The sequence below is a fragment of the Mesorhizobium sp. P3_B5 genome (assembly GCF_056402815.1).
Genome location: NZ_JBFUGR010000007.1, coordinates 165539 through 191655, shown reverse-complemented (window position 1 = coordinate 191655; position 26117 = coordinate 165539). Strand labels below are relative to the sequence as shown.

The following is a 26117-nucleotide window of genomic DNA, read 5'->3' as shown; positions in this document are numbered from 1 at the left end:
CCTGTGCGACCGCTTATAGGCTGAATTTCGGCCTTTATATGGACTAAGCCATCGCCTCGCCGGCAAGCCGGAGCTTGACGCATGGGCGAAATGCAACTATGGAACGCCAACTTTTCCAAAAGGCCGCCTGACCGAAACCGCGCGCCACCCGGCGCGGGTACAAAGGTTTGGCCAGACCGAGAACTGAAGGTTAGAATCATGTCCCGCACCTGCGAACTCACTGCCAAGGCAGTCATGTCCGGCAACAATGTGAGCCACGCCAACAACAAGACCAAGCGTCGCTTCCTGCCGAATCTCGTCAATGTGACGCTGATCTCGGAGACGCTGAACCAGAATGTGCGCCTGCGCATTTCCGCCAACGCTCTGCGTTCGGTCGAGCATCGCGGCGGCCTCGACGCGTTCCTGGTCAAGGCAGACGCCAAGGAGCTGTCGCAGCGCGCCCGCCTGCTGAAGAAGCAGATCGCCAAGAAGCTGGCCGAGCAGCCCGCCGCTTAATATCTTTCAGGCGGGGGACAACCGCCTTCCAAGGAGCGCAGTCCGGAGTTCGGATGCGCTTCGCTGGTTCCATTACCCAGGATAAAAAAATGAACTTCTTCTCGCGATATCTGCCCTTCGTGGCCGCCATGGCGCTTGTCGTCGTGGCGTCGAACATCCTTGTGCAGTTCCCCATGCAGGGTCAGATCGGCGGCCTGTCGCTGGCCGACCTTCTCACCTGGGGTGCGTTCACCTATCCCTTCTCCTTCCTAGTCACCGACCTTGCCAACCGCCGCTATGGCCCCGCCGTGGCTCGCCGGATCGTCTTTGTCGGCTTCATGACCGCGGTGGTCTGCTCGATCCTCGTCCCGCCCTTCCTGTTTCGCCACGGCCTGATCGAGTTCGAGACCGCAGCCGACCGGCTGGTGCGCATCGCGGCGGCGTCCGGTGCAGCGTTCCTGACCGCGCAATTGCTCGACGTCACAGTGTTCAACCGGCTGCGCCGGCAGAGCTGGTGGCGCGCGCCGATCGTCGGCACGCTGGTCGGTTCGGTGTTCGACACCGTCGTGTTCTTCACCATCGCCTTTTCCGCGGCCTTCGCCTTCGCCGGGCCGAACGACAGTTTTGCGCTGGAGACGGCGCCGCTGATGGGCGTGCTGCCGGTAGAGACCATGCGATGGGTATCCTGGGCGCTCGGCGACCTCTCGGTGAAGCTGATCATCGCCGTGGTGGCGCTGATCCCCTACCGGCTGCTCGCCGCCCGCTGGAGCCAGCCGGCGGTCGCGGTCTAGGCCATGATCCCGAAAAGTGGTTTCCGGTTTTCGGAAAAGATCATGGCCACACAAAGAAACCGCCCGTGATCCCCTGGGTCCAGCTCGATAGCGCGAAAACCCCGGATGGCAGCCAGGAACTGCGCCTGAAGCGGCGCGGCAACGAATTCTCGATCATGCTTGGCACCAACGAGCTGATGAACAGCCGCCTCAGCGGCTCCGAGGAAGCACTGGCAAAACTGTCCTGCGACAGGATTGCCGGCCGCAGACAACCAAAAATCCTGATCGGTGGCCTCGGCATGGGCTTTACGCTACGTGCCGCCCTCGCCGCGCTTGGCGACGATGCCAGCATCGTTGTTGCGGAACTGGTACCAGCGGTCGTCGCCTGGGCGCGCGGTTCGATGGCCGAGGTCTTTGCCGGCTGCCTCGACGACCCCCGCGTCAGCACCCGCGAGACCGATGTCGGACAAATCATCCGCTCGAAGGCGTTGACCTATGACGCCATCCTGCTTGATGTCGACAATGGCCCGGAGGGCATTGTTTTCAAGGCCAACGATGCTCTCTACGGCGTGGCCGGTCTGAGCGCCGCACGCGCCGCGCTCAAACCGCAAGGCGTGCTGGCAGTCTGGTCGCAAGGACCAGATGCAGGCTTCACGCGACGGCTGAAGCAGGCGGGTTTCGCGGTCGAGGAGGTCAAGGTGCGGGCCAACGGCAAGCGTGGCGCGCGCCATGTCATCTGGATCGCAGCGGCTGGTGCAGTGCGATAGCCACCCTGCATCGCTGGTGCAGGATGGCCAACAGTTCCGAGGTTGGTCAGGTGCCAGCGATGACCAAGAAGCCCTACTTCGCTTTCTGAAGCTCTGCTGCGAGAGCCTCCAGCAATCCGCGTGTGCCTTCTTCGCGTCCCTGCGCCGAGTCGACGCCGTCGAAGAAGACCCCTTGTTCGGGATAGGTCAGGCGGGTGCCATCGCCTGAGGGCGTCAGTTCGATGGTGGTCAGCGACGCCGACAGCGGCTGCGGCCCGATCGCCATGCGGTACGAAAACACGATGCGCTGGTCGGCAACGATGTCCTGAAATTGCGCGTCGAGCCGGACCTCCGGGCCGCCCTGGTAACTGAAGCGCGACACCTCGCCGCCACCGACACGGAAATCGAACGTGAATTCGGCGATCGCAAAGCCATCACCCTGGATCCGCCAACGTTGCACCGTCGCCTTGTCGGCAAAGGCGTGGAATACGCGTTCGGGCGATTGCGGATAGGTCCGCTCGATGGTGAAGGTGGAGTGGATGACGGAGTGCTCGTCTTTCACGGATGCAATCTGGTTCATGTCTCTTGGTCCTTGTCCTGATTTTTCTTGGGGGATTGGTATTTGGGGTCCGTCTCGGCCAGGATCTGGCCAAGACGATCGAGGTGGCGTTCCGCCGGTAAGCGGCGTTCCGCGATCCAGTCGGCGAGCGGAGCGAGTCCGCCCGGTTCGATCCGGCAGGTGCGCACCCGCCCGATCTTTTCACTGCGGATCAGCCCGCAGGCTTCCAGCGCCTGTAGATGCTGCAGCACGGCAGCGAATGTCATGCCGAACGGCTCCGCCAGCTGGCTGACGGTCGCCGGTCCGCGGCTCAGCCTTTCCAGGATCTGGCGGCGCGTGGGCTCGACAAGGGCCCGCAAGATGCTGTCGATCTCGGAATAGTTAAGCATGGGCTTGAGTATTGAGCGAGGCGCACCAATTGTCAAGTCCAGACTAAAGTATTCTGGCGAGCGAAAATCGGGGAAGGCGCCCGACCAAATCGAACCCGCCGTTGAAAACCTCAACTTCAGGTGTGCACTTGGAGCGCCGCTCAATCCTGGTGGAGAATAAATTCCAGATAGAGATTGCGCTGCAGGATCGAATGGTTGTCGTCGGAGACCAGCGACACCATCAGCGCGCCGTCGTCACGGGTCCAGACGTCGAGCCCTTCCATATTGTCGATCTGGTAGCCCATGTCGGCTTCCATCAGCACGGGGCCGTCGGCGACGGCGCCTTTCTCGACGCTTTCGCCATAGATGCGGCGCAGCCGCATCTTGACGCCTCTCGCCATCGAAAAACTGCGCTCCAGCAGCAAAAGATCGCCATCCGGCAGGAAGGCGCCGTCGGTGATGTCGAACTCGCCATTGCGCTTGACGGTGAAGACGCCCTTGTGCGGCCCTTCGATGATTGCCGCAAAGATGTTGCCGGCCTTGTCCAGGCTCTTTTCCGACACCACCACCAGTCCCCCCTCATGCTGGCCATAAGGATTGGCGTAGGTGACCGTCTCGAAGCCGCGGTTCTGCCGGATCTCCCGGGCCGGAACCAGAAAATCCAGTTGCTTGAACGGCGCCTTCATATTGTCAGGGTCTATTCTGAACTGGGCGATGCGCTGATTGCGCTCGAAACCGACGGTCGCGATGCCGTCCTTGACCGCGAGGCCTTCGGCGTCGACCTCCCATTTCCTGTCGATCGGCCGGCCTGATGCATCGACCATCTGCTGCATCTTGAAATTCTGGATGCCCGAGGGGCGCTTGTCGGCATCGTGAGCCACGGTGCCGAAGAACCAGAAACCGGTATCGGCGACACCGACGAAGTCGCTGCCCGGTTTGAGGAAGCGGAAGGCTGACAGCGCGCCGAAATCGCGCGATGGCGAGGTCATTTCCAGCCCGCCGACGAATTCGAGCGGTCCGAACTGTTTCTCGGCGTGGCCGATCTGGAATTCGCTGATCGGCCGCGCCGAAATCTCGATCGGCTCGACCGATGTCGGGCCGGCGGCGATGGTCGGTGACAGAGCCATGCCGAACAAGGCAGTGGCGGCGAAAAACACTTGCCGAAAGCCGCCGCGCGAAAAGATCATCCGGCGCGCCGCAGGCCGCCGCGCCGCGTGTCGCGCGCGCTTTCCTCGCCAAACAGCGAGGCCAATTGCTCGGTCATGGCACCGGCCAGTTCCTCGGCGTCGACGATGGTGACGGCGCGGCGATAGTAGCGGGTGACGTCATGGCCGATGCCGATGGCGAGCAGTTCGACCGGCGAGCGCGTCTCGATCAACTCGATGACGGCGCGCAGATGCCGCTCGAGATAATTGCCCGGATTGACCGACAGCGTCGAATCGTCGACCGGCGCGCCGTCCGAGATCATCATCAGAATCTTGCGCTGCTCCGGCCGGGCGATCAGCCGGTTGTGCGCCCATAAGAGCGCCTCGCCGTCGATGTTTTCCTTGAGCAGGCCCTCGCGCATCATCAGCCCGAGATTGCGCCGTGCGCGGCGCCACGGATGATCGGCGGATTTGTAGATGATGTGGCGCAGGTCGTTGAGCCGGCCGGGGTTCGGCGGCTTGCCGTCCTTCAGCCATTTCTCGCGCGCCTGCCCGCCCTTCCAGGCACGGGTGGTGAAGCCGAGGATTTCGACCGAGACGCCGCAACGCTCAAGCGTGCGCGCCAGGATGTCGGCGCAGGTGGCGGCGACCGTGATCGGCCGGCCACGCATCGAACCTGAATTGTCGAGTACCAGCGTCACCACCGTGTCGCGGAATTTTGTGTCGCGTTCCTGCTTGAACGACAGCGGCTGCATCGGATCAATGACGATGCGCACCAGCCGCGCCGGATCGAGATAGCCTTCTTCGAGGTCAAAGTCCCAGGAGCGGTTCTGCTGCGCCATCAGCCGGCGCTGCAGCCGGTTGGCCAGCCGGCCGACGACGCCGGACAGATTGGCAAGCTGCTTGTCGAGGAAGGTGCGCAGCCGGTCCAGCTCTTCCTCTTCGCACAGTTCCTCCGCACCAACCGTCTCGTCGAAGGCGTTTGTAAAAACCCTGTAGTCGATCTCTTTCGGCAGATTGGTGAAGGGATTGTCGTTGCGGCGCGCCTCGCCGGGGGTCTCGGCATCGGCATCGTCATCGTCGGACAAATCGTCCGCGGTGGCGTCGGACGCCTCGGTCTCGGCCGACTGCTCATCGTCGGCGGACGCCTCGGTATCGTCGGACTGCGACTGCTCGGAGCCGGAATCGTCTTCACCGCCCTCCTCGCTCTGCTCCTCGCCTTGCGGCTGGTTGTCGTCATTGTCTTCGGAGTCTTCGGTCTCCTGGTCGTCGCCGAGTTCCTCGGCCATTTCCATGGAGGCCAGCATGTCGCGCACGACGCGGGCGAAGGCCTGCTGGTCGTCGAGCTTGGCCGAGAGCCCGTCGAGATCGGCGCTGGCCTTTTCCTCGACCCAAGGACGCCAGAGATCGACCAGCCGCTCGCCGCTCTTCGGCACGGCGCGGCCGGTCAGCTTTTCGCGCACCATCAGGGCCAGCGCTTCCTCGATCGGCGCGTCGGCCTTGTCCTTGACGTCGATGAGGTTGGCCCTGGCGTATTTGTCCTCGAGCATCGAGCCGATATTGTCGGCGACGCCTTGCATGGCGCGGCTACCGATCGCCTCGACACGAGCCTGCTCGACCGCGTCGTAGATGGCGCGGGCGGCCTTGCCTTCCGGCGCCAGCTTGTTGTGGATGCGGGTGTCGTGGCAAGCGCGCTTCAGCGCCATGGAATCGCCGAGGCCGCGGGTAATCGCAATGTCGGCCTTCGACGCTTTCTTGGGCAATTCGGGCAGCCGGGCGCGATTGCCGGCCAGCGCCGGCCGGTCCTTGGCGAAGCCGACCTCGAGTTCCTTGTCGCCGGCGATGGCGCGCATGCAGACGGTGACGGCGCGCTTGAAGCTGTCGGCTTCAGACCCCGTCTTCGACTTGTTGCGCGTGTTGTCGCCCGGACCCGCCATCGAGACTCTGCTTAGCCCAGCACCACATTGGCGGCGCTTTCAGGCAGATCCTCGCCGAAGGCGCGCTGGTAGAACTCGGCCACCACCGAGCGTTCAAGCTCGTCGCATTTGTTGAGGAAGGTCAGCCGGAATGCCATGCCGATATTGCCGAAGATCTCGGCATTCTCGGCCCAGGTGATGACGGTACGCGGGCTCATCACGGTCGACAGATCGCCATTGATGAAGGCCGAGCGCGTCATGTCGGCGACACGCACCATCTTGTTGACGATGTCCTTGCCCTTGGTGTCGCGATAGTGCTTGGCCTTGGCCAGCACGATGGCGACCTCATTGTCATGCGGCAGGTAGTTCAGCGTGGTGACGATTGACCAGCGATCCATCTGCGCCTGGTTGATCTGCTGGGTGCCGTGATAGAGGCCGGTTGTATCGCCGAGACCAACCGTGTTGGCGGTCGAAAACAGCCGGAACGCTGGATGCGGACGAATGACCCGGCTCTGGTCGAGCAACGTCAGCCGGCCCGAGGATTCCAGCACGCGCTGGATGACGAACATCACGTCCGGACGGCCGGCGTCATACTCGTCGAAGCACAGCGCGACATTGTGCTGGTAGGCCCAGGGCAGGATGCCGTCGCGGAATTCGGTGATCTGCAAGCCGTCCTTGACCACGATCGCGTCCTTGCCGACGAGGTCGATACGGCTGACATGGCTGTCGAGGTTGACGCGCACGCAGGGCCAGTTGAGGCGGGCGGCAACCTGTTCGATATGGGTCGACTTGCCGGTGCCGTGATAGCCCGACACCATGACGCGGCGGTTATAGGCAAAGCCGGCCAGGATCGCCATCGTCGTGTTCTTGTCGAACAGATAGTCCGGATCGATGTCGGGCACATGCTCTGATGTCACCGAATAGGCCGGCACCACCATCTTGGATTCGAAGCCGAATTTCTCCTTCACCGACACCGTTGTGTCGGGTAGGTTGGCGATGTCGCGATCGACCTTGTTCATCTCTATCAACGTCTCCACGGGCGAAAAGCCTGATTTCGCCGGCAATCTATTTTGTTCGGGGGCGGTCTTAGAGCCTTTTCCAACCTTATGAAAGTTGGAAAACGACACGAACCGTAAGGTCGCTCAGCACAAACCTGCCTGCTTGAGCACGCGATAGGCCTGCAGCACATCGCGGAACCGGTCTTCCGAACCTCTATCGCCACCATTCGCATCCGGATGGTGGAGCTTCACCAGTTCCTTATAGCGCGCCTTAATTTCCTTGCCAGTCGCCTTTGTATCAAGGCCAAGCGTTTCCAGCGCCTTGGCCTCAAGCGGCTTGGCTTTGCGCGCGCGCGCCTCGCGCGGATCCTTCGGCCCCTTGAACAGGTCGAACGGGTCGCGCATGCGGTTGTAGTAGCCGGCGCGGCCTGAACGCATCTGGGCCATGTCAGGCGACGAACGCGTCGAGGCGCCGTTGACGCCCATCTTCCAGGTCGGCCGATGACCGGTCATCGCTTCCTTCTGGAAGCGCGCGATCTCGGTGTCCGGCACGCCAGAAAAGTAGTTGAAGCCCTTATTGTACTCGCGCACATGATCGAAGCAGAACTGAAAATACTCGCCTTCCTTCATGCGTCCCACAGGCGCGCGATGGGTGCCAGCCTCCTTGCAGCCATCCCACTGGCAGATCGGCGAGCGCGACTTGAGTTCCGCATCCTTGTCGGGGCGGACACGAATCTTCTCGAAATATTTGGGATACGGTTTCATCTCACCCATTTATGGGCTGTTCGCTACTGCGAAACAAGAATTGACATTTTCGCGATGATCGCCCTAACCGCTGAATCGCGGCATAAAACCGGCGAATGGCGAATTTTATGGCGGCGACCATAGATGTGGTGAGGAGAAGCGGCGATGTCCATACAGACAACGATGGAAGACAAGCTGAACAAGGCGTTTTCGCCGGAGCGGCTGGTGATCGTCAATGAAAGCCATCTCCATGCCGGCCATCATCACCACGGCTCCGACCATCACGGCACCTATGACGGCACTGGCGAGACACATTTCCGCGTCCGCATCGTCTCGCCGAATTTTGCCGGTATGAGCCGCATCGACCGCCACCGCGCCGTCAACGAACTGCTTGCCGACGAACTGAAGGCCGGCGTGCATGCGCTGGCGATCGAACCTTCGGCACCGGGCGAAAAGACCCGCTGGTAGGTCAAATCAGCCCTCGCCTTTCGCGGCGACCTCAGATCACCGCTTCGATGAGGAACGGCCCGCGCCGCGACAAGGCGCTGTCCAGCAGCGCATCGAACCGCTCGCATGTGTCGGCGCGCCCCGCCTCGACGCCCATACCTTTCGCCAGCGAAACCCAGTCCAGCGCGGGCTGGTCGAGATCCAGCATTCGCCTGGCATTCTCGCCGATCGCCTCGACCCCGACATTCTTCATCTCGCCATGCAGGATCGCATAGGTCCTGTTGGCAAAGACGATCGTCACCACGTCGAGATTTTCCCGGGCCTGGGTCCACAGCCCCTGCACCGTGTACATGCCGCTGCCATCCGCCTCGAGATTGATCACCTTGCGGTCGGGACAGGCGATCGCCGCCCCGGTTGCCATCGGAATACCGCCGCCGATCGATCCGCCTGTGCCCATCATATAGTCGTGCGGCGCGGCAAAGGCGGACAAAGCGAAGAAGCGCCGTGCCGAGGTGACCGCCTCGTCGCAGACGATGGCATCGGCCGGCAGCTTTCGTGCCACCGAGAGCCCGATGGCATCGTCGGTCAGCCTGCCGCGCGGCGTTGGCTCGTCGAGGAAGGCGGCGGTGTGGGCCGGTTGCTGCGACGGCTTTACGCCCAGTTCGTCGCGCAACGCTTCCAGCGCCGCATGCAGATCGTCGCCATGGGCGGCCAGCGTAAGCACCTGACAGCCTTCCCGAACCAACCGTCCCGGTTTTCCCGGATAGGCGAAGAAGGCAACCGGCTCCCTGCCTCCGACCAGCACCAGAACGTCGATGTCGCCAAGCAGCGCCGTTGCCGCGTCGATCGGATAGGGGATGCGAGTCGGTGCGACGCGCCCACGGCCGCGTTGCATTCGCGCCACGAGGACGTCACTGAACAGACGGACGTCCCTGGCTGCCGAGATCTGGCCGGCAATCGCAAGCGCATCGGCTCTCGCCGCCCGCCCACGAACGATGATGCCGGCACGACCCTGTGCGGCGCGGATGGCTGCGGCGACCTTGCGCACCGCGTCCATGTCGACGGCGGGCGACGGCGCCAGCTTCACCTTGGCCGGCGAAACCGCGCCGACTTCGCCCCAGGCCGCATCCGCTGGCAGGATCAGGGTCGCGATGCCTGGCGGCGTCAGCGAGGCACGGAAGGCGGCCTCCGCGGCCGGCGCGACATCGCCGGGGCCATCGACACGGCGGACCCAGTTCGACATCGGCGCCGCAAGGCTCTCGATATCGCTGGTCAGCGGCGCGTCGAGTGCGAGGTGATAGGAGGCATGGTCGCCGACGATGTTGATCATCGGGCTGAGCGCTCGCCGGGCATTGTGCATGTTGGCCAGGCCGTTGGCCAAGCCCGGCCCGGTATGCAGCAGCGTTGCGGCCGGCCGATCGGTCATGCGCGCATAGCCATCGGCAGCGCCGGTCACCACGCCTTCAAAAAGACCCAGCACGCACCGCATCTCGGGTTTGCGGTCAAGCGCCGCAACGAAATGCATTTCGGATGTGCCGGGATTGGCGAAGCAGACCGTCACATCATTGGCCAGAAGCACGTCACACAGGACATCGGCGCCATTCATGCAATTCTCTCCCGTCTGACGGTTAGGAGAAATTCCAGGAAAAGTGTGAAGCGGTTTTCCCTAGGAATTGCGTCAAAACAAACAGAGAGAGCAATGCACCTACGAGCACCCGCCCGACAATATCCCGCCGGCAGTTTTGGTCTGATCCAGCGTCGCTGACGCCTGTGCCTCGTTGGAAAGCATTGGATCAGCCCACGGTCGATTTCAAGAACGCCAGCGCAGCGGCGGTCAAAGCGTCGCCATCCTCGCCGAAATCGCGATTGATCGACAGATGCGTATAGGCACTGCCATCGAACAGCGTGACCTTCGTGCCGGTGGCGCGCAGGCGCTCGGCAAAGGCCTTCGAAAGCTCGCCGCGGTCCGAGGCGCGCGAATAGGCTATGAAGGTCGGCGGATGCTTGCGGCCGTCGACATAGCTGGCCGGCGACAGCGCATGCCACTGCGCGGGATCGGAAAAAGCGCGGGCGTAGGCCCGGACCATGCCGCCGTTTTTGGCAAGCGCCGCAAGATCATAGCCTCTGGTATCGTCGAGAAGCAGGGCAGCAATACCCGGCAGCCCACCGCGCATGCCGGTCAATGCAACCAGATGGCAGCCGGCCGAATGGCCCATGCCGACAATGCGATCGGGGTCGCCGCCATGTTGGGCGATATTCGCGCGCACATAGGCATAGGCCTTTTCGACATCGTTGGCCTGTGTGGCGACATCGGCCTCGGGCAACATACGATAATCGATGGACACGAAGCAGAAGCCATTGGCCAGCAGGAAGGCCGGCTTGGCGCCCACCTGGCTGCGTTTGCCAAACGCCCAAGCGCCGCCATGCACGAAAAGGACGACCGGCAGACCGCGCGCGCCATCGGGCGCATAGATGTCGAGCTTGGCCGGCCCGTAGTCGAAGGTCTGGGATGGCGCTTGCCGATCCCAGGCCGCTGCGCCACCAGCCGGCAACAGCGCCGCGAACGAGGCCACAAGCAAGGTTCTCCGATCGATCATCATTCCCTCCTGGCCACCCGAGCGCAAAATGCACCCTGGCGCCGCGAAGTTCCAATGAAGGATTGGTAACTTAGGTCCTCGGCACAGAAGTCTGACGGGGGCGCAGGCCTAGGCGATTGGCGCTGAAGCCCATCGCTTCGTCATCCTGGGGCGTAGCAAGGAGCGAAGCGACGCAGCGCAGACCCCGGGATCCATGCCGCTACTTCAAAGCGATGCAGCGGTGCAGAATTCTGCTCCGCTGCACTTTACGACAAAAGTCACGGCATGGATCCTCGGGTCTTCGCGACGCCGCTTCGCGGCTGCTCCGCCCGTGGATGACGAAGTTGAGGCCGCGCCAACCCCAAGTGCGCCTATGATGGCGGCTGTATCGACACGCCCTAGGCGTCGCCGGCTGGCCTGATCCTCAGCCTTGCGATGCGGTTCTTGTCGCGCTTCATCACGGTGAAGCGCTTGCCGTGAAAGGTGAAGGCCTGCTTCTCCTCCGGGATCGACTGCGTCTCGTGGATGACGAGGCCGGCAATGGTGGTGGCTTCCTCGTCCGGCAGGTTCCAGTCGAGCGCCCGGTTGAGGTCGCGGATCGGCACATTGCCGTCGACGACGATGGAGCCGTCGGCCTCCTGCTTGACGCCCTGGATTTCGACATCGTGCTCGTCGGCGATCTCGCCGACGATCTCCTCGATGATGTCCTCCAGCGTCACCAGTCCTTCGACCTCGCCATACTCGTCGACGACGATGGCAAAATGCGCCTTGCGGCGCAGAAAGGCGTTGAGCTGTTCCTGCAGCGTCGTGGTGTCGGGCACGAACCACGGTTTTGACGCGATCTTCATCACGTCGATCCGGGAAAAGTCGTTGCCGACATCGTTCAGTGCCCGCAGCAGATCCTTGGCGTGCAGCACGCCGACAATGTTGTCGAGCGAGCCCTTCCACAGCGGCATGCGGGTGTGCGGGCTCTGCAGGATCTCGCGCACCACGGCTTCCGGCGCATTGTCGGCATTGACCGAGCGCATATTGGTGCGGTGGACCATGATGTCGGAGACTTCGAGCTCGTCAAGGTCGAACAGGCCGCCGACACGGTCGCGGTCCTCGCGCACCATCTGGCCGTCGCGGCGGAAATCGTCGACCGCGCCGCGCAATTCGTCCTGGGTCGAACGCTGCGGCTCGATGCGCGAGAGTTCGTAGCCGAACATGGCAAGCAGGCGCGTGCGCACGGAAATGAAAAACAGGATGAGGATGGCGAGGACGGCCACAACGATCCAGCCAATGTCCATCTCAGCCGGCTTTCCTGTTGTCCGGATGATTTTCCCTGAGGAAGGACAGTACTTCCGACGCCGGCACATCTTTGGCGATAAAGGCCTGGCCGACGCCGCGCGTCAGGATGAAGGTCAGCGCGCCGCGCGACACTTTCTTGTCCTGGGTGATGAAGTCAAGCAGCGCCTCGGCGTCCGGCAGTTCACCCGGGATGTCGGCCATCCGCCAGGGCAGGCCGACGGCACGCAGATGCGTCTCGACGCGCGCAGCGTCGTCGGGGCTTGCCAGGTTGAGCCGTGCGGAAAAGCGGTGCGCCAGCGCCATGCCGATGGCCACGCCTTCGCCATGGACAAGCCGGGCGCCGTCATAACGGGTCGCGGCCTCCAGCGCATGGCCGAACGTGTGGCCGAGATTGAGCAAGGCACGGTCCCCGGTCTCGAACTCGTCGCGCGCGACGACATCGGCCTTGGCGCGGCAGGCCTCGGCGATGGCTTCAGCCCGCTCCGGACCGCCGGCAAACACCTGTTTCCAGTTCTGTTCCAGCCAGGCGAAAAAGTCCGGTCGGTCGATGAGCCCGTATTTGGCCAACTCGGCATAACCGGCGCGAAACTCGCGGATCGGCAGCGTGTCGAGCACCTCGGTGTCAGCCAGCACCAGTTTCGGCTGATGGAAGACGCCGACCAGGTTCTTGCCGCGCGAACTGTTGATGCCGGTCTTGCCACCGACCGAGGAATCGACCTGCGCCAAAAGCGAGGTCGGTATCTGCACGAAATTCATGCCGCGGCGCGCGACGCCGGCGGCAAAACCGGTGAGATCGCCGATGACACCGCCACCGAGCGCGATGACGACATCGCCACGCTCCAGCCGTGCGGCGAGCACACCGTCGACCACCTCTTCCAGATGGGCAAAGCTCTTGGTCTTCTCACCCGGCGGCAACGTGATCACGGCAGGCTGGATGCCGCCTTTTTCGAGGCCGGCCTTCAGTGTCTCGAGATGCGCGGCAGCGACATTGTCGTCGGTAACCACGGCCGCCCTTGTGCCGGGCAGGCGGCGCACAATCTCGGCGCCAGCGCGCGACAGCAGGCCGGGACCGATCAATATGTCGTAGGCGCGGTCGCCAAGCCCGACCTCGACGGTGACGGTTTCGCCATCGCTCACGAGCGCACCTCGCCTGTTGCGGCAATCTCGGCAACGCCGAAATGCCGGCAAAGCGCGTCCGCCACCTCGGCCGCAATGACCTCCTTGCGGTCGTCGCGGGTCGGTACGGTGACGTTCGCCTCGGCATAGACCGGATAGCGCTCGGCCATCAGCCGCTCGAGCACCGCGCGGGGATCGGCACTTTTCAAAAGCGGGCGGTTCTGCTTCTTGGACACCCGGTCCATCAACAGCTCGATCTCGGCCTTCAGCCACACCGAAACGCCATGGCTGGCGATCGCTTCCCGCGTCTGTGCATTCATGAAGGCGCCGCCGCCGGTCGACAGCACCTGCGGCCCATTCTCCAGCACGCGCAGGATGACGCGCTGCTCCAGCGCCCGGAACTCGGTTTCGCCATAGCGCTCGAACAGTTCCGGAACCGTCATGCGCGAGACGCTTTCGATCTCCTGGTCGCTGTCGACAAAGGGCAGCGCCAGCATCGCTGCCACCTTGCGGCCGATCGCCGTCTTGCCGGCGCCCATCAGGCCGACAAAGACAATCGAACGGTTGCCCAACTGGCCGAGCAGCGCGGCATGGCTCTCGCCGGGAGGATTTGCGGGTAGCGCGTTCATGAGACCATGATGTTTCTAGGCCCTCTTTGCCGGCGTATCGACATCAAAAGCCTGTTTGCGTCAAGCAGGCAGCGAGCGAGCTTCGTCCTTGAATTGGCCGGATTGGCGTCCCATAAGGGCACTGGGTTTGGAAACGCAGAACAAGAAGACGGGCGAAAATTGATGCCGACACTGTTCCGCTTTGTCGTGACGCTCACGATTCTGGCTGGCATTGCCTATGGCACGATGTTCGCGTTGGTGATGTTCGTCGAGCCAAAGAAAGCGGAAATGAGCGTGCGCATCCCCTTGGAAAAGCTGAACCCCAAGAAAAACTAAACCAATGAACAGCGCCGCCCGCATCGAAGCCTTTCTTGAAATGATGAGCGCCGAGCGGGGCGCGGCCGAAAACACGCTGTCCTCCTATCGCCGCGACCTTGAAGACGCCTCGGCTGAAATCAGCGGCGGACTTGCCGGTGCCGCCGCCGCCGATATCCGTGGCTATCTCGACGACGTCGCCGCGCGCGGCTTTGCCGCCACGTCGCAGGCGCGCAAACTCTCGGCGATCCGCCAGTTCTTCAAATTCCTCTATGCCGAAGGCCTGCGCGGCGACGACCCGACCGGAACGCTGGACAGCCCTAGAAAAGGCCGGCCGCTGCCCAAGACGATGAGCGAGGCCGATACCGGCCGGCTGATCGACCGGGCGGCGCAGGAAGCGCTTGATGCCTCCCTGGGCAATGGTGACAGCCTGGCGGCGCTGCGCCTGCACGCGCTGGTCGAGGTGCTCTACGCCACCGGCCTGCGCGTTTCCGAACTGGTCGGCCTGCCGGTGACAGTGGCCCAGCGTGACGATCGCTTCTTCATGGTGCGCGGCAAGGGCGACAAGGAACGCATGGTGCCGCTCTCGGCCAAGGCGCGCACTGCGATGCGGGCTTGGCTGGCGGCGCGGGCAAAGGTGCCGGCCTTTGCGGACAGCCCGTTTCTGTTTCCGGCCGCGTCCGACAGCGGCTATCTCTCCAGGCAGGTCTTTGCCCGCGACCTCAAAGGCCTCGCCGCCCGGGCCGGCATATCAGCGGCGAAAATATCGCCGCACGTGCTGCGCCACGCTTTTGCCAGCCATCTGTTGCAAAACGGCGCCGATCTTCGGGCCGTGCAGCAACTGCTCGGCCATGCCGACATCTCGACCACGCAGATTTACACCCATGTGCTGGAAGAGCGGCTGGTGCGACTAGTCAACGATCATCATCCGCTTGCCGACTAGGCCTCATATCGCTATGTGAGGACAACGTTCCCCCGCGCGGAGCCTAGGATTTCAGGGTTCCATCAGTCATTGCCTTCCGACGTATCGGTCCGCTCAAGAATGTACAATTACCTCGATTTCGAAAAGCCGGTGCAGGATCTCGAAGGCAAGATCCTCGAACTGAAGAAGCTTGCCGAGAACGGCGAGGCCGTCGATGTCGGTGATGAGATCAGCCGTCTCGAGAAGCGCTCGCGCGACGCGCTGCGCGAGGCCTACAAGGCGCTGACGCCCTGGCAGAAGGTACAAGTCGCCCGCCATCCCGACAGGCCGCATTGCGTCGACTACATCAAGGGCCTGTTCAACGATTTCACGCCGCTCGCCGGCGACCGCAATTTCGGCGAGGACCAGGCGATCGTCGGCGGCTTTGCCCGTTTCCGCGGCGAGCCGGTGGCTATCATCGGTCAGGAAAAGGGTTCCGACACCACCAGCCGGCTGAAGCATAATTTCGGTTCGGTGCGGCCGGAGGGCTACCGCAAGGCGGTGCGGCTGATGGAACTCGCCGACCGCTTCAAGATTCCGCTGCTGACGCTGGTCGACACCGCCGGCGCCTATCCCGGCGTCGGCGCCGAGGAACGCGGCCAGGCCGAAGCCATCGCCCGCTCGACCTCGGCCTGTCTCGGCCTGAAAGTGCCGTCGATCTCGGTGGTCATCGGCGAAGGCGGCTCCGGCGGCGCCATCGCCATTGCCACCGCCAACCGCGTCTACATGCTCGAACACGCCATCTATTCGGTGATCTCGCCAGAAGGTGCGGCCTCGATCCTGTGGCGCGACACCACCCGCTCGAAAGATGCGGCGACCAACATGAAGATCACCGCCCAGGATCTTCTGGAGCTGAAGATCATCGACGCCATCATTCCCGAACCGCTCGGCGGTGCCCATCGAGGTGCTGAAACGGTGATCGCCGCCACCGGCGACCTCATCGCCAGGACGATGAAGGACTTTGCAGGCGCCAACACGGATTTCCGCGAACATCGGCGCGAAAAATACCTATCGATGGGCCGCAGCCTCTAGTTTCAGGCTGTTCCCCCACCGCAATGTGGCGGCCGGGAGCAATTTCGCCACAAAAATGCCGCTGCATTCGGCTCAATGAAATTGCCGTGAGGGAAGCTGCCGAAAGCTTGCGGTAAGGAATTTTCAAGGTTAACGGGCTTAGTGTCCGTCAATGTTCAGCGTACGGGCTGGCAGTGCCGAAGCCCGTGGCCCGAGAGAAAAAGACATAGCCGTACCCATGTTCGCCAAGCTTGCCCGCACCGGACTTCTGATCGCCGCCCTCGGCGTCGCCGGCTGCAACGATTCGTCGATGAAGGATTTCGCTCCGGAGGCCAACAAGCCGCTGCCGGACAAGATCCTGGCCGACATGAAGGCCAAGGGTATGGTCCGCACCTCGTCGGTGATGGCCCGCATCTTCAAGGAAGAGGGCAAGCTCGAAATCTGGAAGGCCAAGACCAACGGCCGTTACGAGATGGTCGCCAGCTACGATATCTGCAAATGGTCAGGCAAGCTCGGGCCGAAATACACTGAGGGCGATCGCCAGGCGCCGGAAGGCTTCTATACGGTTCGCCCGTCGCAGATGAATCCGCGCTCGAACTATCATCTGTCCTTCAACATCGGCTATCCCAATGCCTATGACCGTGCCAATGGCCGCACCGGCGCCAATCTTATGGTGCACGGCGCCTGCTCGTCGTCCGGCTGTTATTCGATGACAGATCCGCAGATCGAGCAGATTTACGCCTTCGGCCGTGACGCCTTCCAGGGCGGCCAGACCGAGTTCCAGATCCAGGCCTTTCCGTTCCGCATGACCGCCGCCAACATGGCGCGCTATCGCAACGACCCGAACTACGACTTCTGGAAGATGCTGAAGGTCGGCTACGACAATTTCGAGATCACCAAGGTGCCGCCGAAGGTCGACGTCTGCGACAAACGCTATGTCTTCAACCAGGTTGCGCCCGAAGGCACCACCTTCGATCCGACCGGCGCCTGTCCTGCCACCACGCAGCCGGATTCGCTGAAGAGCGCCTACAATGCCTACCAGAGCACCTACGACGCAGCCTTCAGCGGCGCGGTCAAGGCCTCGGTGCCGGCACCCAAGCCGACCATCGCCGGCGTCAAGGAAGCCAGCATCGTTTCCGACTGGTCGAAGCGCCGGGCGCGCGGCGAACGCGTGCCGATCGACCCGCCGTCGCTCAACTCGGACGGTTCGGTGACGGAAACGGCGCGCATGGGCCGCATCGATTCGCCGGCCGGCCGCAAGATGGCCGCGCTCGACGCGGCAAAGGCCGCCAAGCAGAAGGCCGAGGAACAACGGCTTGCGGCCATAGAAGAAGCGAAGGCTGCAAAAGCCGCAGCCAAGGCCCAGGCGCTCGCCGAGGCGGAAGCCGCCAAGCAGGCTGCCCAGCAGCCGGTCACCACCGCGGGCGTCGAGCCGGCGGAAACGCAGGCCGCGAGCGCCGACGAAGGCACGGTGAGCAAATTGAAGAAGAAGCTGCTCGGCATGTTCGGCGGCTGAGGTTTCGGCCTTGCCCAAGCGCGCTGCCGTTTACGATCTCAAGGGTCTGAACTGTCCCCTGCCCGTACTCAAGGCCAAGAAGCGGTTGGCTGCCATGAAACCGGGCAGCCGACTCTGGCTGGAGACCACCGACCCGCTCGCCGTCATCGACATCCCGGCTTTCTGCTCGGATGACGGCCACCAGCTGATTGAAACGGCGGCGATGTCCGGCGGGCATCGCTTTCTTGTCGAGCGCGGCGAACCGCGAATTTAAGGATCAACGCCCAGCGATGGCCAGCGGGTTGTTTTCCAGCGCCGCACGGTCCGGCGTGTCGATCGACGGCCGGTTGGTGAAGGCGGCAAACAGCCGGCGGACATAGTCTTCCGGCATGTCGAGCGTGATCAGCACCAGCCTCGTGCCACGCTGACCGTCGGGCCAGGATGCCAGCTGCACCGGCGGATGCAGGATCTTCTGCACGCCATGGATGACCAGCGGCCGCAACGGATCTTCTGCGAGCTCGATGACGCCTTTCATGCGCAGCAGGCGTTCGCCATGCGCCGAGCGCAACAGGTCGAGGAACATCTCGATCGCCGAAAACGGCACCGGCCGATCATGGACCAGCGAATAGGAGCGCACCCGCGAATCATGCCGGTGGTGGTGGTGGTGGTCGTGGTCATGATCGCCGTGATGGTGGTCGCCATGGTCATGGCCGGCTTCCTCGCCCAGCCATCGCCGCACATCGGCGGATTTGGTGGCCGGATTGTAGAGGCCGCAGTCAAACAGCGCCGCCACGCCGGTCGTTCTGTCGCCGACCTCGAGCACCGCTGCCCCCGGATTGATCTGCCGCAGCCGGGTCCGCAACGCCTCGACATCGCCGGGGTCCGTGGCCAGATCGGCTTTGGTCAAGACGATGCGGTCGGCAACGGCCACCTGCTTCATCGCCTCGACATGGGCATCGAGCGTCGCATTGCCGTTGACGGCGTCGACCAGCGTGATGACGCCGTCGAGCCGGAAAGCCTGGACAAGGGCTGGATGGGCCATGATCGACTGCAGCACCGGCGCCGGATCGGCAAGCCCGGTGGTTTCGACGACGACGCGGGCAAGCCTGGCGATGCGGCCGGTTTGCAGTCGGTCGACAAGATCGGCCAGCGTGTCGACCAGCTCGCCGCGCACCGTGCAACACAGGCAGCCATCTGACAGTTGGATGATGCCGTCGGAGGCCTGCTCGACCAGCAGATGGTCGATCGCCACCTCACCGAACTCGTTGATGATGACCGCGGTGTCGGCGAGTGCGGGGTCCTTGAGCAGCCGGTTGAGCAGCGTCGTCTTGCCGGCGCCGAGGAAACCGGTGAGCACCGAGACGGGAATGGGAAAGCCAGCCATCGGCCTAGTTCGCGACCTTGACCGGCAGATCGCCCTGCGCCGCGGGGGCGGACCCTGTCACGGTCGGCTCGGCGCCGACCGGCGCCGGCAAATCAGGCCGCCAGCTCGGCAGCGGCACATCGGCGAAGTCCTGGCCGCCCTGGTCGAGCATCGCCTTCGGAGCCGGCCCGGTGGCGCCGCCAAGGCCGACGGCAACCAGTGTCGGCACATGGTCGAGCTTTTCCTGATAGGGCGATTTGGGCACGTCCTTGTCTTTTTCGGCCACCGGCGGTGCGGCCTCGGACTGTTCTTGGGGAGCCTTCTTCTTGCAGATCTCGTCATGCAGATCGTTGGCCGACACGGCATCGCCATAGGAAGGCAGGGCTGCGACCGTGACCCAATTCGGCGCCGGCGTTGCAAAGCCCTGATCGAGCAGTTTGGCGGCGGTCTCCGCACGGCTGACCGCCGATTTTTCGCCAAGCACCACGGCAACCAGCGTGCGCCCGTTGCGCGTTGCCGAGCCGATCATGTTGAAGCCCGAAGAGCAGACGAAACCCGTCTTCATGCCATCGGCGCCCGGATAGCGGCCGATCAAGAGATTGTAGTTCGGCAGCGTCTTCTTGCCGACGGCAAGACCCTCGATCGAGAACCAGGGGGCGTATTGCGGGAATTCGCTGCGGATCGCCATCACCAGCAAGGCAAGGTCGCGCGCCGTCGTATACTGGTCCGGCGAATAGAGCCCGTTCGGATTGACGAAATGCGTCCCGGTCATGCCGAGCCGCTGCGCCTCGGCATTCATGCGTATGGCGAACGCGTCCTGCGAACCGCCGATATTCTCGCCGACAGCCATGGCGATGTCATTGGCCGATTTGACCAGCATCATCTTCAGCGCATTGTCGAGCCGCATCACCGAGCCCGGCTTGAAGCCCATCTTGCTCGGTGGCTCGCCGGCGGAATGTTTTGTGACCTTGATCGGCGAATCGAGCTGGACCTCGCCGGCCGCGATGGCGCGGAAGGCTACATAGGCGGTCATCAGCTTGGTCAGGGAAGCCGGATACCAGCGCCTGAAAGCATCCTGATGCTGCAGGATCTTGCCGCTTTGCAGGTCGAACAGGATCGCCGGATTGGCCAGAGCCGATCCAGCGAGCGCGGGCAGCGCCACGGCGCCCGCCAGCAATAATGTGAGGAAATGCCTTTGCCGCATGATCGAATCCGAAATCGCCTCTTGCCGTAGTCGCCTCTGGCTCCGTAAGGTTTCATTACGCGATGGCCAGCACAATGCGGTCCGACCCTCATCCTCGAACCACATTGCTTGCGGTGCTATTTACCCTATGTGACGTCAACATGGCAAAGCGCCCGACAATCACAATTGCAATGCAGCAGGCCGAAGCCGTCTGCTCCAACAGCGAGATGGAACCCGTATGCCGATCCTGAACCGCGCCGCCGAGATGCAGGATGAGGTCGCCGGCTGGCGACGCCATTTGCACCAGACGCCAGAACTGAATTTCGACGTCTTCAAAACCGCCGCCTTCGTCACCGAGAAACTGCAGGCTTTCGGCTGCGACGACGTGGTGACCGGGCTCGGCAAGACCGGTGTCGTCGGCATCATCCACGGCCGCAAGGGGCAAGGCACGACCGTCGGCCTGCGCGCCGACATGGACGCGCTGCCGATCAACGAGATTACCGGCAAGCCTTACGCCTCTACGGTTCCCGGCAAGATGCACGCCTGCGGTCATGACGGTCACACGGCCATGCTGCTGGGGGCCGCCAAATATCTGGCGGAGACGCGCAATTTCGCCGGCTCGGTGGCGGTGATCTTCCAGCCGGCCGAGGAAGGTGGCGGCGGCGGCAACGAAATGGTCAAGGACGGCATGATGGAGCGCTTCGGCATCTCCAGGGTGTTCGGCATGCACAACATGCCGGGCCTGGCGGTCGGCGAGTTCGCCATCCGACCAGGTCCGATCATGGCGGCGACCGCCGAGTTCACCATCACCGTCAAAGGCCGCGGCGGCCATGCGGCGATGCCGCACGGCACGATCGATCCGATCGTCATCACCAGCCAGCTTGTTGGCGCCTTGCAGACCATTGCCTCGCGCAGCATCGATCCGGTCGAGGCCGTGGTGGTGTCGGTGACCAAATTCCACGCCGGCGACGCCTACAATGTCATTCCCGAGACCGCCGAGATCGCCGGCACGGTGCGCACGCTGAAGAAGGACATCGCCAGGAAGGCAGAGGAGCGCATCCGCGCCATCTGCGACGGGCTGGCGACGGCCTTTGGAGTGACGATCAAGGTCGATTACGACGCCAACTACCCCGTAACCTTCAACCACGCGGAAGAGACGGTCTTTGCCGGCGATATCGCCGCCAACGTCGCCGGCGACGCCCAGGTCCACCGCGCCATCCAGCCGGTGATGGGCGGCGAGGATTTCTCCTACATGCTGGAAGCACGGCCCGGCGCTTTCATCTTCATCGGCAATGGCGACAGTGCCGGCCTCCACCACCCGTCCTACGACTTCAACGACGAGGTCATCCCGCACGGCATGAGCTATTGGGTGAAGCTGGCGGAAACCGCGCTGGCCGCCTGACAGTTTTGACGCCGGACCGGATATCGGCACCGGCGTTTGGCCCTTAGTGCGATCGGATCGAGGCCCAGCCGCAACGGCACAGGCCTGGAATTCAAGACCGCGCCATGGTGTGAAAGAGCCGCGCAGCCAGCATCAACCTGCCTCTTGGCGAAACGGCCCGAAGCGTCTATGTGTCGGGCCGCGTGGTCCCGTAGCTCAGTAGGATAGAGCGGCAGATTCCTAATCTGTAGGTCACAGGTTCGATTCCTGTCGGGATCACCATTCAATTCAAAGACTTGGTGAAGGGCGATACGGGTGCCGTTCCTATCGCGTTCCCGTCATCAGCCCGTGAGGCGCGCACGAAACAACGTGCAGCCGTCCGTCAGGCGCGACCTGGAGATATCGCGGAATCCGGCCTCGGTCATCCACGCGCGATACTGACCTTCAGTGTACGATTCACCTGCGCGATAGAGGTTCAAGAAGGTGAGATTGAGAAACACACCCTCAGGCGGGCCGAGGCGGTCGTCATCGACGACACCCCACCCGGCAATTGCGATCTCGCCTCCTTGTGTGAGGCAACGCGCCGCGTTCAGGATCGAACTGCGTGCCTGGTCCGGCGGCAGGACCTGGACGACGGCCTTGAGGATCGCCAGATCGTGCCGACCGACCGATGGCGCGACAGTTATGTCGCCCTCTTCGACAACCACGTCGTCGGCACCGTATTCGGACAGGATCGCCGGCGCGACGGCTGCGACCGTCGGCAGTTCCATCAGCGTCGCCGCAATATGCGGCCAACGCTCGCGAAGTCCAACGAGAATGGTCCCGGCGCCCCCGCCAATGTCGATCACTGAACCGATCGCCGAGAGGTCCATCTCCTGGGCCAGATGTCGGCCGAAAATCACCCCGCCCGGTGCCAGCATGCGGCTGAAGGCCGCCGCGGACTCAGGCCCCGCTTCGGAAAAGTCGTGCAGCGCGGCCGGCCGGTTCTGCCGCAGCGACTCTGCGGTCAAAAGGTCGGCTCCCCAGAGCTCGCGCAGGAGCGCATGATCGCCACCGCGATAGGTCGGCCTGGACGCGTCGAGAAACTCCGACGCTTCGGCTCCGTTGCGAAATTGACCATCCTCGACTTCGAGGAGACCGATGCTGGCGAGCGCGTAGAGGAGCCGCGACAGACGAGCGGGCTCGACTTCGAGTGCGGCCCCAAGGCTGTCAGCAGTCGCAGCATCGCCACCGAGCCGGGTGAAGATGCCAAGGTCCAGCCCGGCGCGAAGCGCCAGGGCGGGGGGCACCGCTGCGATCAGCTTGTCGATCCGATCAGAATCCACCACGTCACATCCCCTTCCGCGATCCAGGATCGACTTTGAAGCAGCTCGGAAGATCGAATTCAACCGGGAGGCGGGCTTTCCTCACGCAGGCAGAAATCCGCGCCCGGAAACCGCCGGCCCCAATCCCGGTCAACCGGATTTCTTGTACAACAGCAATTCCGGGCGGTACTCAAAGTGCATCGTATCGTAGTGATACCAGCGGCCTCCCCAGATGAAGCCGTTTTTCTCAAACAGCTCTACGATCGGCAGCGGGATACGATTCTTGAACGGAATGTGCGCCTTCGGATCCTTCCTGTTTCTGTTGTTGTACCAATAGTCGGAGAAGCCGACATTGATGTCGAAAGCTGCCCCGAAAGAGTGGACGCTCAGTCGATTGGTGCCGGCGATCGGCCGCCATACAAAACCGCCGCCTGGCATGAGCCCGTAGCGGCTTAGCTCTGCGGGCATGGCCTCAAGCGCGTCGGAGGCCTTGCCGAGCCGGTCATCGATGCCAAAAAGGCTGCTGACCTGCACGACCTTCTTGCCGAGCTTCGGCAGCCATTTGACATCGGCGATGTGCTTGCCGACCGCGGCGGCGCTGCCACCGTAGAGTTTTTCGAAGAAGGCCTGGTTGCGGATACGGCCGGGATCGAAATCATCCGCCGGAATCAGGGCTCCCGCACTGGCCGGCGGATAGGCGTAGTGAAACATGTCTTCGATGTCGGGGGCGTCCAACAGCGCATCGGCGTCGCGCGTCTTGCCGTCATCCCACACCATCGTGGTGCCGTCGGTCCAGGTCAGTGTATTGCCCAATATGGTGAAAAGTCCCGGATAGGCCTTGAGCAAGGCCGCCTTGGCGGCAGGCTGGTCCACCCCGTCGCCTGTATCGGCAGCATAGGCGAACCGCTCATGGCCGCAGATCGCCAACACAATCACCAGCCGCAATAGCCTGCGCCGTGGATTGTCGATCATTGTCCAGCCTCCTGGGATAGCCGAGCGCGATAGTGCTGCTGAAGACGGTCTGGTCCGCTGGCTATACTCTTATCAAATCCGATTTGATTGACGTCAAAATACGGCCAGCAACACCATTCCCGCCAATGCCGAGCCGGCCAGCGTCGGTAGCATGCCGATCTTCAGTTTCAACATGGCAATCATCGCAGCGGCCGACAGCAGCGCGGCACGCCAGTCTATAGAGGACAGCACCGGGACCTCGGTGCCAAGGCCAATGCTCTGCACCTTGCCGAAGATGACATGCAGTGCGAACCACAGAGCGAGGTTCATCACCACGCCGACGACAGCCGCCGTGATCGCGCTCAAGGCGGCCGAGAGCGCCTTGTTCTCGCGCAGCGCTTCGATGTAGGGCGCCCCGAGAAAAATCCAGAAGAAGCACGGCACAAATGTCACCCAGATCGTCAGCAGCGCGCCGAGCGATCCGGCAGCGAACGGGCTCATCGTGCCGGCGTGCCGGTAGGCGGCGACAAAGCCGACGAACTGCAGCACCAGGATGAGCGGCCCTGGCGTCGTCTCGGCTAGGCCAAGGCCATCGGCCATTTCGCCAGGCGCCAGCCAACCGAACGACGTCACGGCGGCCTGCGCGACATAGGAGAGCGCGGCGTAAGCGCCGCCGAACGTGACCACCGCCATGAGGCTGAAGAAGCCGCCAAGCTGCGTCCACACGCTGGCAGAGCCGGTCAGCGCCCAGATCAGCGCGACCGGCCCGAGCCAGATCGGCAGCCAGGTCGCAATGGTGCGCGGCGCATGCCATTTCGTCGGCCTGGTGTGGGCGAGTTCGCCGCGTTCGAACATCAGGTCGACGGCGCCGCGAACATCGGGCGCGTTGCCCTTGCCGTGCGCGGCGCCGGAAAACGGCCCCGGCGCAAAACGGTTGCCGATCCAGCCGGTCAGCCCTGCCGCCAGGATGATAAGCGGAAACGGCAGCTTGACGACATAGATGGCGAGGAAGGCGACCACCGCGATCGCCATCATCACCCGGTTCTTGAGTGCCCGCCGGCCGATGCGGATGACCGCTTCGACGACGACCGCGAGCACCGCCGCCTTGACGCCGAAGAACAGCGCCTCGATGACCGGCGCGTCGTTGTAGAGCATGTAGAATGTGCTCAAGGCCAGCATGACCAAGGCACCCGGCAGCACGAACAGAATGCCGGCGACGAGACCGCCGGCGGTCCGGTGCAGCAGCCAACCGATATAGATGGCGAGCTGTTGCGCCTCCGGACCGGGCAGCAGCATGCAATAGTTGAGCGCATGCAGGAAGCGCTGCTCGCCGATCCAGCGGCGCTCCTCGACCAGTTCCTTATGCATCAGCGCGATCTGTCCGGCCGGCCCGCCAAAGGAGAGCAGGCCGATCTTGGCCCACAATCTTGCTGCTTGCCTGAAGGTCGGCGCTTCAGGAATATCGACGGCATGCGCGTCGTTGCCAGCGGCAAGGGCGTTCATGGTGCTTTGCCCCCGCTTGGCCAGTTATGCGTTTCGTCAGTGGCATCGCGGCACCAGCGGAAAAACGCATCGTAGAGCAGCATGCCGGCCTCGAGCTGTTCGAGGTCGTCGCGGAACATGCGCGACAGGCCGAGTGAAGCGGCGAGGAAGCCCGCTGCCTGCGGCACGAGGTCGAGGCGCGCGGTGTCGGCCGCGCGCACGATCAGCGCGAGACGGTCGAGCGCTTCTGAGCGAAGCCCGAACTCCTCGATCATCGTGTCGAAGGTGCAGCGTTCGCCGCGATGGCTCCAGAACACATCGTCGATGTCGAAGGGGATGGCTGCGAAACGATCGGCAGCGGCCAGCACTTCGGCCGGCTCGACGAACAGGAACACCGCGGAAGGATCGATGAAACGGCGGATCAGCCAGGGGCAGGCAATGCGGTCGACCTTGGGGCGGGCACGCGTCACCCAGACCGTGCGGCCCTTGTTGTCGCAGCGCGGTATCTTGTCGGCCTTGACCAGAAGCCCTTTGGCCGCCAGCCAGGCCTCGAAGCCGCCATCCAGCGATTCCGCCGCGATGCCTTCGTGGCGCAGCCATGCGGCGACGCCTTGCGACAGCTTTTGCCCTTTTTGACAGATGACGACGATTTGGGAACCGGTGAATTCGGCCGCCCAGTTGGACACGGTCTTGAAATCGCGCCGGCATGAAGCCGGCAGCAGGCGCGGGTCGGCATTATAATCATCGTCGATGCGCACATCGACAAGTGTCGGCGCATCCTGCAGGCCGACGAGGCGAGAGAGTTGCGATACGGTGATTGCGGTTGTTGACGGCATGGCGTCCACCTCCTGAAAGTGAGAGTTTGGACGCGATCGTTGGGCTGACGCCTCACGGGGTCGTCGCGAAGGAACCCC

At 63.3% G+C, this 26117-nt stretch carries 27 protein-coding genes and 1 tRNA gene; 11 read left to right on the top strand and 17 right to left on the bottom strand.

Annotation, left to right across the window (positions count from 1 at the left end; genetic code table 11):
* Positions 1–198 precede the first annotated feature (198 nt).
* The 3 genes from rpmB to AC1DVW_RS19655 all read left to right on the top strand — a co-directional run bounded on the left by rpmB (position 199) and on the right by AC1DVW_RS19655 (position 2011).
* A complete protein-coding gene (gene rpmB / locus AC1DVW_RS19665) occupies positions 199–495 on the top strand; it encodes a 50S ribosomal protein L28 (RefSeq protein WP_477246495.1) in 297 nt (98 codons plus the stop codon).
* A gap of 89 nt (positions 496–584) precedes the next feature.
* Positions 585–1265, top strand: a complete 681-nt coding sequence (locus AC1DVW_RS19660; protein ID WP_477246493.1) for a queuosine precursor transporter — start codon at positions 585–587, stop codon at positions 1263–1265.
* Positions 1266–1330: 65 nt separating this feature from the next.
* Positions 1331–2011, top strand: a complete 681-nt coding sequence (locus tag AC1DVW_RS19655; protein WP_477325209.1) for a polyamine aminopropyltransferase — start codon at positions 1331–1333, stop codon at positions 2009–2011.
* Between the two features lie 73 nt (positions 2012–2084).
* Here the strand turns inward: AC1DVW_RS19655 and AC1DVW_RS19650 are convergent, their stop codons facing one another.
* The 6 genes from AC1DVW_RS19650 to AC1DVW_RS19625 all read right to left on the bottom strand — a co-directional run bounded on the left by AC1DVW_RS19650 (position 2085) and on the right by AC1DVW_RS19625 (position 7750).
* Positions 2085–2570 (bottom strand): SRPBCC family protein, encoded by a 486-nt coding sequence (locus AC1DVW_RS19650; protein ID WP_477325207.1) that lies wholly within the window; start codon positions 2568–2570, stop codon positions 2085–2087.
* Positions 2567–2938, bottom strand: a complete 372-nt coding sequence (locus AC1DVW_RS19645) for an ArsR/SmtB family transcription factor (protein WP_477325348.1) — start codon at positions 2936–2938, stop codon at positions 2567–2569. The genes AC1DVW_RS19650 and AC1DVW_RS19645 overlap by 4 nt, the downstream gene beginning before the upstream one ends.
* 140 nt (positions 2939–3078) lie before the next feature.
* Positions 3079–4104, bottom strand: coding sequence for an esterase-like activity of phytase family protein (locus tag AC1DVW_RS19640; RefSeq protein ID WP_477325206.1), 1026 nt, complete (start codon positions 4102–4104; stop codon positions 3079–3081).
* Entirely contained in the window at positions 4101–5999 is a 1899-nt protein-coding gene (gene cobT, locus AC1DVW_RS19635) for a cobaltochelatase subunit CobT (RefSeq protein WP_477325204.1), read from the bottom strand. Before cobT ends, AC1DVW_RS19640 begins: the two co-directional genes overlap by 4 nt.
* A gap of 11 nt (positions 6000–6010) precedes the next feature.
* Complete coding sequence (gene cobS / locus AC1DVW_RS19630) at positions 6011–6997, bottom strand: cobaltochelatase subunit CobS (protein WP_258590079.1); 987 nt, start codon at positions 6995–6997, stop codon at positions 6011–6013.
* 123 nt (positions 6998–7120) lie between these two features.
* Entirely contained in the window at positions 7121–7750 is a 630-nt protein-coding gene (locus AC1DVW_RS19625; protein WP_477246483.1) for a J domain-containing protein, read from the bottom strand.
* A 135-nt stretch (positions 7751–7885) separates the two neighbouring features.
* Between AC1DVW_RS19625 and AC1DVW_RS19620 the strand changes: the two genes are divergently transcribed.
* The gene (locus AC1DVW_RS19620; protein WP_477325202.1) at positions 7886–8188 is read left to right on the top strand and encodes a BolA family protein; all 303 of its coding nucleotides are present in this window, start codon (positions 7886–7888) and stop codon (positions 8186–8188) included.
* Between the two features lie 31 nt (positions 8189–8219).
* On the opposite strand, the gene AC1DVW_RS19615 is transcribed toward AC1DVW_RS19620, so the two are convergent.
* The 5 genes from AC1DVW_RS19615 to AC1DVW_RS19595 all read right to left on the bottom strand — a co-directional run bounded on the left by AC1DVW_RS19615 (position 8220) and on the right by AC1DVW_RS19595 (position 13778).
* On the bottom strand, positions 8220–9773 hold the full coding sequence (locus tag AC1DVW_RS19615) for an acetolactate synthase large subunit (protein ID WP_477325200.1): 1554 nt from the start codon (positions 9771–9773) through the stop codon (positions 8220–8222).
* Positions 9774–9960: 187 nt separating this feature from the next.
* Positions 9961–10764 carry an alpha/beta hydrolase gene (locus tag AC1DVW_RS19610; RefSeq protein WP_477270932.1) on the bottom strand — a complete coding sequence of 268 codons (804 nt, stop codon included), beginning with the start codon at positions 10762–10764 and terminating at the stop codon, positions 9961–9963.
* 377 nt (positions 10765–11141) lie between these two features.
* Positions 11142–12032 carry an HlyC/CorC family transporter gene (locus AC1DVW_RS19605; RefSeq protein WP_477270930.1) on the bottom strand — a complete coding sequence of 297 codons (891 nt, stop codon included), beginning with the start codon at positions 12030–12032 and terminating at the stop codon, positions 11142–11144.
* 1 nt (position 12033) lies between these two features.
* Entirely contained in the window at positions 12034–13170 is a 1137-nt protein-coding gene (gene aroB / locus AC1DVW_RS19600; protein WP_477325198.1) for a 3-dehydroquinate synthase, read from the bottom strand.
* Positions 13167–13778 (bottom strand): shikimate kinase, encoded by a 612-nt coding sequence (locus AC1DVW_RS19595; RefSeq protein WP_477270927.1) that lies wholly within the window; start codon positions 13776–13778, stop codon positions 13167–13169. The genes aroB and AC1DVW_RS19595 overlap by 4 nt, the downstream gene beginning before the upstream one ends.
* 162 nt (positions 13779–13940) lie before the next feature.
* Between AC1DVW_RS19595 and AC1DVW_RS19590 the strand changes: the two genes are divergently transcribed.
* The 5 genes from AC1DVW_RS19590 to AC1DVW_RS19570 all read left to right on the top strand — a co-directional run bounded on the left by AC1DVW_RS19590 (position 13941) and on the right by AC1DVW_RS19570 (position 17813).
* The gene (locus tag AC1DVW_RS19590) at positions 13941–14093 is read left to right on the top strand and encodes a histidine kinase (RefSeq protein ID WP_477246470.1); all 153 of its coding nucleotides are present in this window, start codon (positions 13941–13943) and stop codon (positions 14091–14093) included.
* A gap of 4 nt (positions 14094–14097) precedes the next feature.
* The gene (locus tag AC1DVW_RS19585; RefSeq protein WP_477325196.1) at positions 14098–15015 is read left to right on the top strand and encodes a site-specific tyrosine recombinase XerD; all 918 of its coding nucleotides are present in this window, start codon (positions 14098–14100) and stop codon (positions 15013–15015) included.
* 99 nt (positions 15016–15114) lie between these two features.
* Positions 15115–16065 carry an acetyl-CoA carboxylase carboxyltransferase subunit alpha gene (locus tag AC1DVW_RS19580; protein ID WP_477246467.1) on the top strand — a complete coding sequence of 317 codons (951 nt, stop codon included), beginning with the start codon at positions 15115–15117 and terminating at the stop codon, positions 16063–16065.
* Positions 16066–16282: 217 nt separating this feature from the next.
* Positions 16283–17560 carry a L,D-transpeptidase family protein gene (locus AC1DVW_RS19575; RefSeq protein WP_477325194.1) on the top strand — a complete coding sequence of 426 codons (1278 nt, stop codon included), beginning with the start codon at positions 16283–16285 and terminating at the stop codon, positions 17558–17560.
* A 10-nt stretch (positions 17561–17570) separates the two neighbouring features.
* Positions 17571–17813: a sulfurtransferase TusA family protein gene (locus tag AC1DVW_RS19570; RefSeq protein WP_477270921.1), complete on the top strand. Its 243-nt coding sequence runs from the start codon at positions 17571–17573 to the stop codon at positions 17811–17813.
* A 3-nt stretch (positions 17814–17816) separates the two neighbouring features.
* Here the strand turns inward: AC1DVW_RS19570 and AC1DVW_RS19565 are convergent, their stop codons facing one another.
* Both AC1DVW_RS19565 and AC1DVW_RS19560 read right to left on the bottom strand, forming a co-directional pair.
* Complete coding sequence (locus tag AC1DVW_RS19565) at positions 17817–18923, bottom strand: CobW family GTP-binding protein (RefSeq protein ID WP_477325192.1); 1107 nt, start codon at positions 18921–18923, stop codon at positions 17817–17819.
* 4 nt (positions 18924–18927) lie between these two features.
* Positions 18928–20106 (bottom strand): D-alanyl-D-alanine carboxypeptidase family protein, encoded by a 1179-nt coding sequence (locus AC1DVW_RS19560; RefSeq protein ID WP_477325190.1) that lies wholly within the window; start codon positions 20104–20106, stop codon positions 18928–18930.
* Between the two features lie 217 nt (positions 20107–20323).
* Here AC1DVW_RS19560 and AC1DVW_RS19555 point away from each other — a divergent pair, with 217 nt between their 5' ends.
* Positions 20324–21487, top strand: coding sequence for a M20 aminoacylase family protein (locus tag AC1DVW_RS19555; protein WP_477325188.1), 1164 nt, complete (start codon positions 20324–20326; stop codon positions 21485–21487).
* Positions 21488–21671: 184 nt separating this feature from the next.
* A tRNA-Arg gene (locus AC1DVW_RS19550) sits at positions 21672–21748 on the top strand.
* Between the two features lie 59 nt (positions 21749–21807).
* Here AC1DVW_RS19550 and AC1DVW_RS19545 read toward each other — a convergent pair.
* The 4 genes from AC1DVW_RS19545 to AC1DVW_RS19530 all read right to left on the bottom strand — a co-directional run bounded on the left by AC1DVW_RS19545 (position 21808) and on the right by AC1DVW_RS19530 (position 26039).
* Complete coding sequence (locus tag AC1DVW_RS19545) at positions 21808–22854, bottom strand: methyltransferase (protein WP_477325186.1); 1047 nt, start codon at positions 22852–22854, stop codon at positions 21808–21810.
* 66 nt (positions 22855–22920) lie between these two features.
* On the bottom strand, positions 22921–23742 hold the full coding sequence (locus tag AC1DVW_RS19540; protein WP_477325184.1) for a M15 family metallopeptidase: 822 nt from the start codon (positions 23740–23742) through the stop codon (positions 22921–22923).
* A gap of 93 nt (positions 23743–23835) precedes the next feature.
* Entirely contained in the window at positions 23836–25224 is a 1389-nt protein-coding gene (gene chrA, locus AC1DVW_RS19535) for a chromate efflux transporter (RefSeq protein ID WP_477325182.1), read from the bottom strand.
* On the bottom strand, positions 25221–26039 hold the full coding sequence (locus AC1DVW_RS19530) for a chromate resistance protein ChrB domain-containing protein (RefSeq protein WP_477325180.1): 819 nt from the start codon (positions 26037–26039) through the stop codon (positions 25221–25223). Before AC1DVW_RS19530 ends, chrA begins: the two co-directional genes overlap by 4 nt.
* Positions 26040–26117 lie beyond the last annotated feature (78 nt).